Source organism: Pseudonocardia hierapolitana (genome assembly GCF_007994075.1).
In the GTDB taxonomy this organism is placed as follows: Bacteria; Actinomycetota; Actinomycetes; order Mycobacteriales; family Pseudonocardiaceae; genus Pseudonocardia; species Pseudonocardia hierapolitana.
In genome coordinates, this window is the sequence record NZ_VIWU01000001.1 from 5,484,926 (window position 1) to 5,499,000 (window position 14,075).

14 protein-coding genes are annotated in these 14,075 nt (G+C 72.6%); 8 read left to right on the top strand and 6 right to left on the bottom strand.

What is annotated here, in order from left to right:
* Positions 1–3: 3 nt before the first annotated feature.
* The 5 genes from FHX44_RS26105 to FHX44_RS26125 all read left to right on the top strand — a co-directional run bounded on the left by FHX44_RS26105 (position 4) and on the right by FHX44_RS26125 (position 5,225).
* Positions 4–822 carry an SDR family NAD(P)-dependent oxidoreductase gene (locus tag FHX44_RS26105; RefSeq protein WP_147258224.1) on the top strand — a complete coding sequence of 273 codons (819 nt, stop codon included), beginning with the start codon at positions 4–6 and terminating at the stop codon, positions 820–822.
* 83 nt (positions 823–905) lie between these two features.
* Positions 906–2,324 (top strand): ABC transporter substrate-binding protein, encoded by a 1,419-nt coding sequence (locus tag FHX44_RS26110; RefSeq protein ID WP_147258225.1) that lies wholly within the window; start codon positions 906–908, stop codon positions 2,322–2,324.
* Positions 2,325–2,365: 41 nt separating this feature from the next.
* Positions 2,366–3,397, top strand: a complete 1,032-nt coding sequence (locus tag FHX44_RS26115) for an ABC transporter ATP-binding protein (protein ID WP_147258226.1) — start codon at positions 2,366–2,368, stop codon at positions 3,395–3,397.
* The gene (locus FHX44_RS26120) at positions 3,397–4,344 is read left to right on the top strand and encodes a carbohydrate ABC transporter permease (protein WP_147258227.1); all 948 of its coding nucleotides are present in this window, start codon (positions 3,397–3,399) and stop codon (positions 4,342–4,344) included. The genes FHX44_RS26115 and FHX44_RS26120 overlap by 1 nt, the downstream gene beginning before the upstream one ends.
* Positions 4,344–5,225, top strand: a complete 882-nt coding sequence (locus FHX44_RS26125; RefSeq protein WP_147261464.1) for a carbohydrate ABC transporter permease — start codon at positions 4,344–4,346, stop codon at positions 5,223–5,225. The genes FHX44_RS26120 and FHX44_RS26125 overlap by 1 nt, the downstream gene beginning before the upstream one ends.
* Positions 5,226–5,238: 13 nt before the next feature.
* Here the strand turns inward: FHX44_RS26125 and FHX44_RS26130 are convergent, their stop codons facing one another.
* Positions 5,239–6,168 (bottom strand): zinc-binding dehydrogenase, encoded by a 930-nt coding sequence (locus FHX44_RS26130; RefSeq protein WP_147258228.1) that lies wholly within the window; start codon positions 6,166–6,168, stop codon positions 5,239–5,241.
* Between the two features lie 86 nt (positions 6,169–6,254).
* Here FHX44_RS26130 and FHX44_RS26135 point away from each other — a divergent pair, with 86 nt between their 5' ends.
* Entirely contained in the window at positions 6,255–6,896 is a 642-nt protein-coding gene (locus FHX44_RS26135; protein WP_147258229.1) for a TetR/AcrR family transcriptional regulator, read from the top strand.
* On the opposite strand, the gene FHX44_RS26140 is transcribed toward FHX44_RS26135, so the two are convergent.
* The gene (locus FHX44_RS26140) at positions 6,865–7,752 is read right to left on the bottom strand and encodes an LLM class flavin-dependent oxidoreductase (RefSeq protein WP_147258230.1); all 888 of its coding nucleotides are present in this window, start codon (positions 7,750–7,752) and stop codon (positions 6,865–6,867) included. The two genes, FHX44_RS26135 and FHX44_RS26140, sit on opposite strands and share 32 nt — an antisense overlap.
* 112 nt (positions 7,753–7,864) lie before the next feature.
* Positions 7,865–8,725, bottom strand: coding sequence for a helix-turn-helix domain-containing protein (locus tag FHX44_RS26145; RefSeq protein WP_147258231.1), 861 nt, complete (start codon positions 8,723–8,725; stop codon positions 7,865–7,867).
* A gap of 101 nt (positions 8,726–8,826) precedes the next feature.
* On the opposite strand from FHX44_RS26145, the gene FHX44_RS26150 reads away from it, so the two are divergent.
* A complete protein-coding gene (locus tag FHX44_RS26150) occupies positions 8,827–9,699 on the top strand; it encodes an aldo/keto reductase family oxidoreductase (protein WP_147258232.1) in 873 nt (290 codons plus the stop codon).
* A gap of 29 nt (positions 9,700–9,728) precedes the next feature.
* Here FHX44_RS26150 and FHX44_RS26155 read toward each other — a convergent pair whose 3' ends face one another.
* From FHX44_RS26155 to FHX44_RS26165, 3 genes are read right to left on the bottom strand one after another with little or no spacing between them, the layout of a single operon-like run.
* Complete coding sequence (locus FHX44_RS26155; RefSeq protein WP_147258233.1) at positions 9,729–11,063, bottom strand: (Fe-S)-binding protein; 1,335 nt, start codon at positions 11,061–11,063, stop codon at positions 9,729–9,731.
* A 1-nt stretch (position 11,064) separates the two neighbouring features.
* Positions 11,065–12,336, bottom strand: a complete 1,272-nt coding sequence (locus FHX44_RS42315) for an FAD-binding oxidoreductase (RefSeq protein WP_170308684.1) — start codon at positions 12,334–12,336, stop codon at positions 11,065–11,067.
* On the bottom strand, positions 12,333–13,799 hold the full coding sequence (locus FHX44_RS26165; RefSeq protein WP_147258234.1) for an FAD-linked oxidase C-terminal domain-containing protein: 1,467 nt from the start codon (positions 13,797–13,799) through the stop codon (positions 12,333–12,335). Before FHX44_RS26165 ends, FHX44_RS42315 begins: the two co-directional genes overlap by 4 nt.
* A 129-nt stretch (positions 13,800–13,928) precedes the next feature.
* On the opposite strand from FHX44_RS26165, the gene FHX44_RS43900 reads away from it, so the two are divergent.
* A complete protein-coding gene (locus FHX44_RS43900) occupies positions 13,929–14,057 on the top strand; it encodes a hypothetical protein (protein WP_281287916.1) in 129 nt (42 codons plus the stop codon).
* Positions 14,058–14,075: the final 18 nt, after the last annotated feature.

Consider the following 14,075-nt stretch of genomic DNA (forward strand, 5'->3'; position numbering starts at 1 on the left):
ACAGTGATCGATTTCCGGGATCGGGTCGCCGTCGTGACCGGCGCCGGGAGCGGGATCGGCGCGGCGACCGCCCACCTGCTCTCCGCCGCCGGGGCGGACGTCGTGGTCGTCGACATCGACGCCTGCGCAGCGGAGCGGACGGCGGACGACCTGCCCGGCCGCGCGATCGCCGTGACCGCGGACGTCTCGCGGGAGGAGGACGTCGACCGGTACCTCGAAGCGGCCGTCGAGGCTTTCGGCGCCGTGCACCTGCACCACCTCAACGCCGGCATCGCGGGCCCGGCCGACCCGCTCCCGGACCTGGACGTGGCCGACTTCGACCGGGTACTGGCGGTGAACCTGCGCGGGCCGTTCCTCGGCCTGCGCGCCGCGTTCCGCCAGTACCGTCGGCAGGACACGGGCGGGGCGGTCGTCATCACCGCGTCCATCGCGAGCCTGCGCGGGAGCCACGACCTGCTGCCGTACCAGATCTCCAAGCACGGCCTGCTCGGCGCGGTGCGCGGTGGCGCGATGTACGGCGGCCCGATCGGTGTGCGCGTCAACGCCGTCGCACCCGGCCTGGTGCCCACCGGGCTCGCCTCCGACGACCTGCTCCAGAGGGGCCGGACCGTGCCGCAGCGGCGCACCGGCACCCCCGACGAGGTGGCGAACGCGGTGGCCTACCTGCTCAGCGACGCCGCGAGCTACGTCAACGGCGAGGTCCTCGCCGTCGACGGCGGCGCCGCGTCGGTGAGCAGCGTCCGCGCCTCCGGGGGCGCGGGCGCGTGGGACCCGGCCGTGGTGGACGCGTACCAGGGCCGAGGACCGACGTTCGCGGGGTAACGATCTCGTCCCTTTCGTCCCGATCTTCGCCTGACGGTCATACCCTCTTTCGATCGAGTCGACGACGCCTCGAGGGAGCCACCATGTGGACCACGGAGTTCGACAGGCGACGATTCCTGCAGGCCACCGGCTTGGCAGCGCTCGGCGGCACGCTGGCGGCGTGCGGCGGGGGAGGCGAGGAGCCACCCGGCGGGGTCGTCGAACCCACCAGGGCCGCCCCGCAGGGCACGTTCAGCGAACCGGCGTCCCCGCTCTCCGGTGCCCTGTCGATCCTCATGTGGAGCCACTTCGTCCCCGCCCACGACATGTGGTTCGACCCGTGGGCGCGGGAGTGGGGCAGCCGGGTCGGCGTCGAGGTCACCGTCGACCACATCAACTACGCCGAGCTGCCGGCCCGCACGCAGGCCGAGATCCAGGCCGGGCAGGGCCACGACCTCATCCTGCACATCGCCCCGGTGCCGCAGTACGAGCCGAGCGTGCTCGACCTGACCGACGTCGTCACCGAGGCCGACAACCGGCACGGCACCCAGCTGGACCTGTGTCGCAAGTCCAGCTTCAACCCCACCACCCGCAAGTTCTTCGCGTTCACGCCGAGCTGGGTGCCCGACCCCGGCGACTACCGCAGCAGCCTGTGGACGCCGGTCGGCCTGCCTACCGGCCCGAGCACGTGGGACGACCTGCTGCGCGGCGGCGCCGAGATCAAGAACAGCCAGGGCATCCAGGTCGGGATCGGGATGTCGCAGGAGATCGACTCGAACATGGCCGGACGGGCGCTCCTGTGGTCGTACGGTGCGTCGATCCAGGACGCGACCGAGCAGGTGGTGCTCAACTCGCCGGAGACCGTCGAGGCGGTCGACTACATGAGCCGGCTCTACCGCGACGCGATGACGCCCGAGGTGTTCTCGTGGAACGCCGCGTCCAACAACCAGGGCCTTGCCGCGGGCCAGCTGTCGTTCATCCTCAACTCGATCTCTGCGTGGCGGACCTCGCAGGAGACCGATCCCGAGGTCGCAAACGACATCGGGTTCACGCCGCCGCTGCGCGGTCCCGCGGACGCCCGCGCCGCCAGCCACGTCATGTACAACTGGATCGTCCCGACCTACGCCGCCAACCCGGACGCGGCGAAGGAGTTCCTGCTGCACTACACCGACAACCTCGGTCTCGTCGCGTGGCAGTCGCGGCTCTACGACTTCCCGGCCTATCCGGACGTCGTGCCCGACCTCGACGCGTGGCTGAAGGACGACCCGTACGGTGCGCAGCCCCCGGACAAGCTCGCGCTGCTGGCGGACGCGGTCGACTGGAGCACGAACGTCGGTTACCCCGGCCCGTCCAACACCGCGGAAGGCGAGGTGTTCGCGACGTTCATCATCCCGAACATGTTCGCCAGGGCGGCCCGTGGCGAGGTGTCGGCGCAGCAGGCCGTCGCCGACGCGGAGGCGCAGATCCGGCCGATCTTCGACAACTGGCGGGCCCGCGGCCTGATCGGGACGGGCGGGACCTGATCCGTGCACACCGCCGACGTACTCCTCTGCGCGGAGGCGCGATGAACACCGTCGAGGTCAAGGACCTGCACAAGCACTTCGACGGGGTTCACGCCATCGACGGGATCGACCTCGCGACGAGTGAGGGCGAGTACCTGGTGCTGCTCGGGCCCTCCGGGTGCGGGAAGACCACGCTGCTGCGCACGATCGCCGGGCTGGAAGAGCCGACCAGCGGTGACGTCCTGATCGGCGGGCAGGTGGTCACCGGGCTGCCGCCGCGGGCGCGGCGGATCGCCATGGTATTCCAGAGCTACGCGCTCTACCCGCACAAGACGGTGCTCGCCAACATCGTGTTCCCGCTGAAGGCGGCCCGGATCCCTCCCGAGGAGCGCGAGCGCAAGGCGCGCACGGCCGCGGGGATGCTCGGGATCGAGCACCTGCTCGACCGCAGGCCGCGCCAGCTCTCCGGGGGCGAGCGGCAGCGGGTGGCGCTGGCCCGCGCGATCGTCCGGGACCCCACGGTGTTCCTGCTCGACGAGCCGCTGTCGAACCTCGACGCGAAGCTGCGGGCGAGCGCGCGTGACGAGCTGAAGCGGTTCCAGCAGGAGATCGGGACGACCACGATCTACGTCACCCACGACCAGAGCGAGGCGATGGGGCTCGGGGACCGGATCGCGGTGATGTCGCAGGGGCGGGTGCGCCAGGTCGGCGAGCCGGTCGAGATCTACGACGACCCGGCCGACACGTTCGTCGCCACGTTCATCGGGTCGCCGCCGATGAACCTCGTGCCGCGCGGCGACGTACTGGTCGGCTTCCGGCCCGAGCACCTGCTCCCGGTGGAGAACGTGCCCGGCGAGCGGGTCACCGCGACGCTGGAGGTGCAACGGATGGAGTACCTGTCCGGCGACCGGCACATCTACGGCACCGTCGACCTCGGTGAGGGTCCGTGCCGGGTGATCGCCCGGCTGCCGGCCACCGTCGAGACGCCCATCGAGGTCGGCGAGCGGCACGACTTCGCGGTGCCCGCCGGCCGGCTGCGCTTCTTCGAGACCGCGAGCGGGAACCGGACCGCGCCGATCCGGCTGGGGTTCTGATGGGAGCGCCCAGCGCGGAGCGGGTGGAGCAGGCACCGGCGCGGGCCTCGGTGCAGCTCGCGCGCCGCCGTCTCGCCGACCGGGACGGCGCGCTGGCGTGGCTCTTCGTCTCACCCGCCGTCGTCTACATCCTCGCGCTGGTCGGGCTGCCGTTCGTGCTGGCCATCGCCTTCAGCCTGTCCGACGTGACCGGCGGCGACCCGAGCTTCGACTGGGTGGGTCTGCAGAACTTCGAGCGGATCTTCGCCGACCCGGTGTTCTGGCGTTCGCTGCGGAACACGTTCGTCTTCACCGCGGTGTCGATGCTCTTGATCGTCGTGTTCGGCAAGGTGCTGGCGAACGTCCTGATCGCGGACTTCAAGGGGCGGTGGCTGGTGCGCTTCCTCGTGCTGCTGCCCTGGACCACGCCGGTGGCGCTGTCGACGATCACCTGGCTGTGGATGCTCGACTCGGTGTTCTCGCCGATCGACTGGGTGCTCCGGACGGCCGGTTTGATCCAGACCAACATGTTCTGGCTGGGCGTCCCGCACCTCGCGATGGCGTCGGTGATCACCGTGCACGTGTGGCGGCTCGTCCCGCTCGCCGCGGTGATCATGATGGCCGGGCTGCTGTCCATCCCGAAGGACGTGCAGGAGCAGGCGCTGGTGGACGGCGCGGGTTACTGGCGGCGGATGTTCGAGATCACGATCCCGCTCACCGCGCCCGTCATCGCGATCTCGGCGCTGTTCGGTGCGATCTTCACCTTCACCGACATGACGGTGGTCTACGTGCTGACCCGCGGCGGCCCGACGAACGAGACCCAGGTGCTCGCCAGCTGGGCGTTCTTCCGCGGTATCGAGGGTAGCGACATCGGGCAGGGCGCGGCGATCGCGCTGTTCCTGTTCCCGCTGCTCCTGGCGGCGGCGATCGCGATCCTGCGGGCCGTCCGGCGGATGGAGATCGGGTGATGGACGGCCTGGTCGTCACCGACGCCGACCGGCGGCGCTACGCGCGGCGCCACCTGGCCGGTCGCATCGCGCTGTACGTCATCGCCGTGCTGTCCGCGCTGGCCGCGGCCGGCCCGTTCGTGTGGGCGGCCATCACCACGTTCAAGCAGGACAGCGACCTCTACCGGCGGCGCAACAACCCGTTCGTCTTCAACGAGACGCCGACGAACGACCACATCGACCTGCTGTTCAACCGGACCGGGTTCGCGACGTTCGCCTGGAACACGCTGTGGGTGGGCGTGCTGGTCGTGCTGATCACGCTGGTGCTGTCGCTCCCGGCCGCCTACAGCCTGGCCCGCCTGGACCGGCCGTGGTCCGGCCGGATGGGCATCGCGATCTTCTTCGTCTACCTCGTGCCGCCCACCCTGCTGTTCCTGTCGCTGTCGCGACTGGTGGTCGCACTCGGGCTGCAGGACTCCACCTGGTCGCTCGTGGTGATCTACCCGACGATCACGGTGCCGGTGTCGGTGTGGCTGCTCATCGGGTTCCTCAAGACCATCCCGAAGGACATCGAGGAGCAGGCGATGGTCGACGGCTACAGCCGCGTCGGGGCCATGGTGCGGGTGGTCGCGCCGCTGCTGTTCCCCGGGCTCGTCGCCGTGGTCGTGTTCGCGTTCACGCTCACGGCCAGCGAGTTCATCTACGCCCTCGCGTTCATCTCGCCCAGCGCGGAGAAGGTCATCAGCACCGGGGTGCCCACCGAGCTCGTCCGCGGCGACGTGTTCTTCTGGCAGTCGCTCCAGGCCGCCGCCGTGCTCGTCGCCGTGCCCATCGCGCTGGTGTTCAACCTGTTCCTCGACCGGTTCATCGCCGGGTTCACGCAGGGGGCGGTGAAGGGCTGACCCGCACACGGGCTCAGGCGATGTCGAGTACCGCCTTGCCGTGCAGCCGCCGCTCCAGCAGTGCGCCGGTCGCGTCGGCGACGTCCTTCCAGCTACCGCGCCAGGAGATCTGCGCGTCGAGCCGCCCGGTCGCGACGGCACCGGCCAGCCAGCTGAGGTCGGGGCCGACGCCGGTGCACTCCAGCAGGTAGAACGTGACGATCGACCGGTCGTGGCGGCCCTCGTTGCCGAAGAACGCGCCGAACGGGAAGTGCTCGCCCTCGGCGGTCGCGTGCCCGACGGAGACGAGGGTGCCGCCCGCCGCGAGCCGCTCGTAGGCGGACACCAGCTGCGGGCCGCCCACCATGTCGACGACGCCGTCCAGGTGGCCGGCGAAGTCGCCGGGATCGGCCACCACCTCGTCGGCGCCCAGCGCGCGGAGGCCGTCGCCGTGGCGCTGCGGGTCGCCCGTGGTGGCGACGACGTACGCGCCCCCGAGGTGGGCGAGCTGCACGGCGTACCGGCCGACGCCGCCGGTCGCACCGGTGATGAGCACGCGCCTGCCGAGCAGCGGACCCGCGCGGTGGAGCGCGCGGAGCGCGCTCGCACCGGCCACCGGGACGGTGCTGATCGCGCCGAGGTCGGCACCGGCCGGCACGGCGCCGATCAGGTCGGTGTCGACGGCGCGCAGCTCGGCCCAAGCCCCGTCCGGGGCGAGGGTGACCACCGGCGTGCCCGCCGCCGGGCCGGAGCCGTCGGCGGCAGCCCGCTCGACGACGCCGGCCGCGTCCCAGCCGAGCACGGTGCCCTCCGGCGCGTTCTCGGGCCCGAACTTCACCTCGCCGTAGTTGAGGGATGTCGCCGTCACGCGGACCAGCGCCTGGTGCGGCGCGGGTTCGGGCTCGGGCGCATCACCGAGGCGCAGGCCACCGGGGGCGGATCGGTCGACGAGAAGGGCACGCATGTCCACACACCTTCACTGAGAAGCATCTGCCACTGAGTGGCGTAATGCTACAAGTGGCGTTCGCGCCCGGGATACAGTGAGTGGTGATGGACACCGTCTCCCTGCGGGAGCGCAAGAAGCTCCGCACGCGCCAGGCGCTCGTCGACACGGCGCTGCGCCGGTTCACCGATCCCGGTTTCGACGCCACCACGCTCGACGACCTCTGCAGCGAGGTGGAGGTCTCAAAGCGCACGTTCTTCCGCTACTTCACCAGCAAGGAAGACGTCGCGATGGCGCCCACGCAGGACCTGTGGGGCGCCTTCCTCGTCGAGCTGGAGACCGGCACGCCCGTGGGCGGCACGCTCCTGGAGGTGCTCGAGCACACGCTGCTCGCGGCGCTGGCCGCCATGCCCGAGGAGGGGTGGGTGGAGCGCGTCGAGGTCAGCTGCCGGCTGGCCGAGGCCACCCCCTCGATGCGGGCCCACGGGCTCCAGTTCTGCGACCGCACCACGCGCGCCGCGATCGCGGTCCTCCGGGAGCGCTTCGGCTTCGCCGAGCGAGACCTGCGCGTCCGGTTGGCCGTCGACGTGCTGGTGGCGGCCTTCCACTGCGCACTGGAGGAGTGGACGTTCCGGCCGGGCCCCGCGAGCCGCGACGAGCTGGCCGCCCGCCTGCGCGAGGCCTGCGCCGCCGTACCGGGCAGCGTGACGCTCGAGGTCAACGCAGCGTCCGCTCCGGGTCCGCGGTGATTCCGAGGCCGTCGAGCACGGCGGCGGCGATGCCGACCTGGGCGACGTCGTCGGTGCAGGGCATCAGCACCACGTCGTCGGCGCCCGCGTCGCGCAGCCTGCGCAGCTCGGCGTCGAGGTGCTCGGGCGTGGTGGGCGTGTCGGCCTTCACGAGGTCGACGTAGTCGAGGTAGTAGTGCCGCAGGTAGTGCTCGGCGTGCTCGTCGGCGTCGGGGCCGAAGCAGAAGTAGCGCACGGTCACGACGCGCGGCCGCCCGGCGCGCCCGATGCGGTCCCATGCCTTCCGCATCGATGCGACGCCGTCGATCACCTGCTCGATCCCGAACGACGGCGCGATCCAGCCCTGCCCGGCGGTGGCGGCCCGGGTGAAGGCCGCCGGCACCAGCCCGCCGAAGAGCAGGCCGGGCCGGTCGGGCGGGAGCGCAGGCATCGGCCCGCTCGCGCCGGCCAGCTTGCCGTCCCACGCGGCCTGCATCGTCGCGACCATGGCGTCCATCGCCGCACCGAGCCCGCGCTGGGGCACCTCGCTCGCCCGGTAGTCCTCCGGCCAGCCGCCGAGGGCGAGGCCCGCGGTCAGCCGCCCGCCGGACAGCCGGTCGACCGACGCGAGCTGCTTGGCGAGCACCACCGCGTTCTGCCGGTAGGGCACGTTCAGAACGGTGGTGAGCAGTTCGACCCGCTCGGTGCGGGCAGCGGCGGCCGCGAGCGCGACCAGCGGGTCGAGGTTGTCGTAGACGAGCCGGTCGATCACGCCGAGCGAGCAGAACCCGAGCCGCTCGGCGGTGGCGGCCCACTCACCGAGCGCGGTGACGTCGGCCTCGGGGACGGCGGCGGGCAGGCCCATTCCGATTCGCATTGGACACCTCCGGGATGTGAGATCCCGAGGATGACCGGGCAAGCCCTGCCGGGTCGTGAACGGATCGGACACCAGTACCCGCGCGGGCACGTGCCGTCACCGATCGCGGCGGTCAGTGCGAGCCGACGTCGACCGATGTGTGCGGCCGCTGCGCCGGCTCCGCGACCAGCGAGGTGAGCAGGGCGAGCCGCTCGGCGTCCGCGGTGCCCGGCTCGGCGTGGTAGACGATGACCATCACGCCGTCGGCGCCGTCGGCCTCCAGCTTGGACGTCCACAGGCGCATCTCGCCGACCTGCGGGTGGTCGATCCGGACCGCCTTTCCGCGCGGCGGCTTCACGTCGTGGCGGGCCCACGCCCTGCGGAACTCCTCGCTCGCCAGGGACAGCTCGCCGACGAGCTGCACGACGCGGGGGTCGTCGACGTCGGACCCGAGCCGGTTGCGGAAGGTGGCGACCAGCTGGGGCGCGCAACGCGCCCAGTCCGGGTGCAGCAGCTGCTCGGCCGGGTCGAGGAAGAGCGACCTGAGCCGGTTCTCGCCCACCCGCAGGCTCGGGGCCAGCGCGGTCGCGAGCGCGTTGGCCGCGAGCACGTCGAAGTACCCGTCCACCACGACCGCCGGCAGCCCGATCACCTCGAGCAACTGTGCGGTCTCCGGCGGCACGGCCCGTCGCCGGGACCGGCGGGGACGGGTGCGGGGCCGTGGCGCGGCCAGCTCGTGCAGGTACGCCGTGGCGGTGGCGTCGAGCCGGAGCACCCGGGCGAGCGCCTCCAGTACCTGCGGCGACGGGTTGCGGTCGCGGCCCTGCTCGAGCCGCAGGTAGTACTCCGAGCTGATGCCGGCGAGCATGGCCACCTCCTCACGGCGCAGCCCCGGCACCCGCCGCATCCCGTGGACCGGCAGGCCGACGCTCTCGGGTGTCACCAGCTCCCGGCGGGCCCGCAGGTAGGTACCGAGCCGGTTCTCCTCGTGCACACCACCACGGTAGCCGCGGGCAGCGGGCCGTCCCTGTCCCTGTCGCTACCGGTAACCGCAGGGATCTGGGTGGACGGGCCGGCGCCGCGCACGGTTGCGGCATGGGCACTCGCACCACTTCCCTCTCCGGCGGCACCTGGACGATGGGCGACCTGACGGTCACCCGGTTCGGGTACGGCGCCATGCAGCTCGCCGGCCCGGGCGTCATGGGACCGCCGGCCGACCACGACGGCGCGCTGGCCGTCCTGCGCGAGGTCGTCCGCCTCGGCATCACCCACATCGACACCGCCGACGCCTACGGCCCGGCCGTCACCAACCAGCTGATCCGGGAGGCACTGCACCCCTACGTGGACTCGCTGCACATCGTGACGAAGGTCGGCGCGGTGCGCGACGAGCACGGCGGCTGGCCCGTCGCGCGGAAGCCGGAGGATCTGCGCCGCGCCGTGCACGACAACCTCGAGCACCTCGGCCTCGACGTGCTCGACGTGGTCAATCTCCGGTTGGGCAGCGCCGCGGGCCGCGAGGCGGGCTCGATCGCCGAGCCGTTCGAGGCGCTCGTCCATCTCCGGCAGCAGGGCCTCATCCGGAACCTCGGGGTGAGCAACGCGACGGCGGAGCAGGTCGCCGAGGCGCAGACGATCGCGCCGATCGTGTGCGTGCAGAACCACTACAACCTCGCCCACCGCGAGGACGACGAGCTGATCGACCAGCTCGCCGAGCAGGGCATCGCCTACGTGCCGTACTTCCCGCTCGGCGGCTTCAGCCCGTTGCAGTCCTCGGCGCTCTCGGCCGTGGCCACCCGGCTCGGCACGACGCCGATGTCCGTCGCCCTGGCCTGGCTGCTGCGCCGGTCGCCGAACATCCTGCTGATCCCCGGCACGTCGTCGGTGGCGCACCTGCGGGAGAACGTCGCCCGCGCGGGGCTCCCGCTGTCCGACGAGGACCTCGCGGAGCTGGACGCGATCGGCCGCTGACCGCTCGCGCGGGGCAGCGGGTCACCCGGTCAGCTGCGCGGCGCCGGCACTCCCCGGATCGACGCGTCGAGCAGCTGCACCGGGTGCAGCAGCGGGATGTCCTCGCCGAGGTGCTTGCCGATCTGCAGCAGGCAGCCCGGGTTGGCGGTGACGACCAGGTCGGGCTCCACCGAGCGGACGTTGGCGGCCTTGCGCGCGCCGAGATCGGACGCCGCCTCCGGCATGATCATGTTGTAGATGCCTGCCGAGCCGCAGCACAGCGCGGCCTCGGGCAGGTCCACCAGCTCCAGCTCGGGGATCGAGCGCAGCACCTCGCGCGGCTGGCTGCGCACCTGCTGTGCGTGCCCGAGGTGGCAGGCGTCGTGGTAGGCCACCCGGCCGCGGAACGGGTGCCGCTCCGCCCGCGGACCGAGCTCGGCGAGAACCTCGTGCACGTCGCGCACCCGGGCGCTGAACGCCTTCGCCCGCTCGGCCCACTCGGGGTCGTCGGCGAGCAGGTGGCCGTACTCCTTCATCGACGAGCCGCAGCCTGCGACGTTCGTGACGACGTGATCGACGTCCAGTTTCTCGTAGACGGCGATCTCGCGCTTCGCCCTGGCCAGGGCGCTGTCCTCGCGGCCTGCGTGCAGCTCCAGCGCACCGCAGCACTGCTGGTCGCGCGGCACGAGGACGTCGCAGCCCTCCGCCGCCAGCACGCGGACGGTCGCGGTGTTGACCCGGTGGAAGAACACGTCCTGCACGCAGCCCGACAGCAGCGCCACCCGGGCGCGGCGCTCGCCGACCGCGGGGGTGTGGACCGGCAGCCGGGCGAACGCCTCCCGGACCGACACCGGCGGCAGCAGGGACTCCATCGCCCCCAGCCGTCCCGGGAGCTTCGAGGCGAGCTTCGCGACGGCGGGGACCCGGCGCAGCCGCTGGTAGAGCGCCCCCGGCACGGCGGCGGCGCGCAGCCGTCGCTTGTACGGGAACAGGGCGAAGATCGCGTTCCGGAACCAGGCGTCGGAGCGCTCGCGCGGCACGTTGCGCTCGATCTGCGGGCGCACCGACTCCAGCAGCCGGTCGTACTGCACGCCCGACGGGCACGCCGTCACGCACGCCATGCAGCCCAGGCACCGGTCGATGTGCTCGGTGAACGGCCCCTCCAGGCCGATCTCGCCCTTCTCGGCGAGGTCCATGAGGTAGATGCGGCCGCGCGGGGAGTCCATCTCCTCGCCCCACAGCTGGTAGGTGGGGCAGGTCGGCAGGCAGAAGCCGCAGTGCACGCAGTCGTCGAGCAGGTCCCGCTCCGGAGGGCGCCGATCGTCGAAGCTGCTCGGACCGGTCTGCGGGAGGTTGGTGTGGGCGGAGCCGGCGGGGGTGGTCATGTCACATCCAGGGATCGAAGCGGCCCGGGCCGAAGCGGCCCTGCGGGTCGAGCTCGGCCTTGACGGCGCGCAGGACGGCGATCGCGGACGGCGGCGGCCCCCATGCGGGGACCTCCGCCCCCGCGGGGCGGGAGCGCAGCACGGAGGTGCCGCCCGCGGCGTGCACGCGCGCGTGCGCCGCCGCGACGGCCGCCGGGGGCAGCGCGACGGTTGCGACCCCGGTCCCGAGCCCCGCGGTGACGCTTTCGGTGGGCAGGTCGGCGAGCACTGCGGGCAGGAGCGAGGGCCGCACCCCGATCCGCAGCGTGGCGAACTCGGGCGCCCCCCGCACGAGGGAGGCGTACCGCTCCCACGGCTCATCCCGACGAACGGCACTCTCGTCGGTACCTATCCGACGAACGGGCCGTTCGTCGGAAGGCGGGGCGGCGCGTTCCGCGGGAGGCACGTCGCCGGGCTCGGGTCCCGTACCCAGGTTCTCGGGCAGTCCCTGCTCCGTTCGATCCCGATCGGCGCCCTGGTCGGAATGGGCCTGGAGATCGAGGAGCTCCCCGGTGCCCAGCGCCGTGCGGAGGCGTTGCACGCGGGCGTCCAGCGCGTCCGCGGTGCCTTCCAAGCGGATCAGGAGCACACCGTCCGATGTCCACTCCATGGCAGCGGGCTCGTAGGGCCCGCCGAGGACGGTGGCGGCGTGCTCGGCGGCCTCCTCCAACGAGCAGTGGATCGCGAGGGTGGCGGCGCGCTCGGGCACCGGGTGCAGCCGCAGGACGACCTCGGCGAGCACGCCGAGGGTGCCGTGCGAGCCGTGCAGCAGCTTCGTCAGGTCGTAGCCGGCGACGTTCTTGATGACGTGCCCGCCGCTGCGGGCCACGGTGCCGTCGGCGAGGACGATCGTCACGCCGATGACGAGGTCGCGCAGGGAACCGAACACCAGCGCCGCGGGACCGGCGTCGGCGGTGGCGACGAGCCCGCCGACCGTGGCACCGTCCGCGATGCGCGCGGCGTCGAACGAGACGTGCTGGCCGTGCGGGGCGAGCTCGTCCTGGAGCTGCCGCAGCGGGGTGCCCGACCGGACCGAGACGGTCATGTCCCCGGGGTTGTGGGTGATCACCCCGGTGAGGCCGGTGGTGTCGAGCACCGCGTCGACGGGGGCGAGCGGGCCGGCCCAGTCGGCGGCCGTGCCTGCGCCTGCGATCCCGATGGTGCCCGCGGTGTCGAGCACGGCGTCCCGCAGGGACCGCAGGTCGGTCGGGCGGATCGTGGTCGTGGTGCTCACAGGCGCTCGATCACTCCCGCTTCCTCCAGTGGGTGGGGCCGGTACCTGCCCGGACGTTCGCCGCACAGCCGCGGGGTGGGCAGCACCTTGCCGGGGTTGCACAACCCCTGGGGATCCCATGCGCTGCGCACGCGGCGCATGACCTCGAGGTCGTCCCGGGAGAACATCTTCGGCATCGAGCACGCCTTGTCGGCGCCGATGCCGTGCTCGCCCGACAGCGAGCCGCCCAGCTCCACGCACAGCTCCGCGATCTCGCCCGACAGCTTCTCGGCGCGCTCGGTCTCGCCTGCCGCGGCGCTGTAGAGCACGAGCGGGTGGAGGTTGCCGTCGCCCGCGTGGAAGACGTTGGCCACCCGCAGCCCGGCCTCGGCTCCCATGCCGGCGATGCGGTCGAGCACCTCGGCGAGCCGGGTGCGCGGCACCACACCGTCCTGCACGAAGTAGTCGGGGGAGATGCGCCCGACCGCGGCGAAGGCGGCCTTGCGGCCCCGCCAGATCGCCGCCCGCTCCTCCGGCGAACCCGCGATGTGCAGCCGAGTGCAACCGTGCCGGTCGCAGATCTGCTTGACCTGCTCGAACTGCACGTCGCACTCCTCGGCCGGGCCGTCCAGCTCGACGACGAGCGCGGCCGGCACGCCCACCGTGTAGCCGGCGTGCACCGCCTCCTCGGCCGCCTCGATGGCGAGCGTGTCCATCATCTCGACGGCGGCCGGGACGATGCCCGCGGCGACGATGTCGGACACCACGTCGCCCGCCGCCGCGATGGACGGGAAGTCGGCGAGCAGCGTGCGTACCGACTCGGGCGTGCGCAGCAGCCGCACCGTGATCTTCGTGGTGATGCCGAGGGTGCCCTCGGAGCCGAGGAACACCCCGCGCAGGTCCGGCCCGGCCTGCTCGCCGGTGTCGGAGCCCAGCGTCACCAGCGAGCCGTCCGGCAGCACGACCTCGCAGGACAGCACGTGGTTGGTGGTGAAGCCGTACTTGAGGCAGTGGGCGCCGCCCGAGTTCTCCGCGACGTTGCCGCCGATCGTGCAGACCTGCTGGCTGGAGGGGTCGGGGGCGTAGTACAGCCCGTGCGGTGCCGCGGCCGCGGTGATCTCCAGGTTGGTGACGCCCGGCTCGACGACCGCGCGGCGGTCCACCGGGTCGACCTCCAGCACCCGCTTGAGCCGCGCGAGGCTGATCACCACGCCGCCTGCCACCGGGAGCGCGCCGCCGGACAGGCCCGTGCCCGCCCCGCGCGCGACGAAAGGCACGCCGTGCTCGGCACACACCCGCACCGCGGCGGCCACCTGCGCCGCGTCGCGGGGCAGCAGCACCAGCTCCGGGACCACCCGGTAGCCGGTGAGCCCGTCGCACTCGTACGAGCGACACCGGATCGGGTCGCCGATCACGTCCTCCGGCGCGAGCGCCGTCTCGAACGCCCTCTTGACCCTGCTTCCGAGACCGCTGTCGACACTCATGGAAGGGCCCCCTTCGCCGCGGGTCCGCACCTGCCATGGAGACTACGTCCGCGATCCCGGGATCGCCCGGTCCTCGATGGTGTCCGGACCGGTCGCCCGCCAACGGAGAACGTTCGGGAGGTCGAAGCGGTGGGTCCCCGCCGGAAGCTGCAGATGGCCCTCGTGCTCGTGGCCGCCGTCGTCGTGGGGCTGGCGCTGACCGGCGCCGTCGGCCCCGCCTCGGTGGACCCCGTGCCCACAGCCGTCGTCACGCGCTGAGTCTTACTTCCGCGATGC

Excerpts from the sequence above, each read along its gene's own strand:
- FHX44_RS26115 (WP_147258226.1), top strand. The coding sequence starts at position 2,366 with ATGAACACCGTCGAGGTCAAGGACCTGCACAAGCACTTCGACGGGGTT.
- FHX44_RS26155 (WP_147258233.1), bottom strand. The coding sequence starts at position 11,063 with ATGACCACCCCCGCCGGCTCCGCCCACACCAACCTCCCGCAGACCGGT.
- FHX44_RS26135 (WP_147258229.1), top strand. The coding sequence starts at position 6,255 with ATGGACACCGTCTCCCTGCGGGAGCGCAAGAAGCTCCGCACGCGCCAG.
- FHX44_RS26140 (WP_147258230.1), bottom strand. The coding sequence starts at position 7,752 with ATGCGAATCGGAATGGGCCTGCCCGCCGCCGTCCCCGAGGCCGACGTC.
- FHX44_RS26120 (WP_147258227.1), top strand. The coding sequence starts at position 3,397 with ATGGGAGCGCCCAGCGCGGAGCGGGTGGAGCAGGCACCGGCGCGGGCC.
- FHX44_RS26165 (WP_147258234.1), bottom strand. The coding sequence starts at position 13,799 with ATGAGTGTCGACAGCGGTCTCGGAAGCAGGGTCAAGAGGGCGTTCGAG.
- FHX44_RS26150 (WP_147258232.1), top strand. The coding sequence starts at position 8,827 with ATGGGCACTCGCACCACTTCCCTCTCCGGCGGCACCTGGACGATGGGC.
- FHX44_RS26130 (WP_147258228.1), bottom strand. The coding sequence starts at position 6,168 with ATGCGTGCCCTTCTCGTCGACCGATCCGCCCCCGGTGGCCTGCGCCTC.
- FHX44_RS26110 (WP_147258225.1), top strand. The coding sequence starts at position 906 with ATGTGGACCACGGAGTTCGACAGGCGACGATTCCTGCAGGCCACCGGC.
- FHX44_RS26125 (WP_147261464.1), top strand. The coding sequence starts at position 4,344 with ATGGACGGCCTGGTCGTCACCGACGCCGACCGGCGGCGCTACGCGCGG.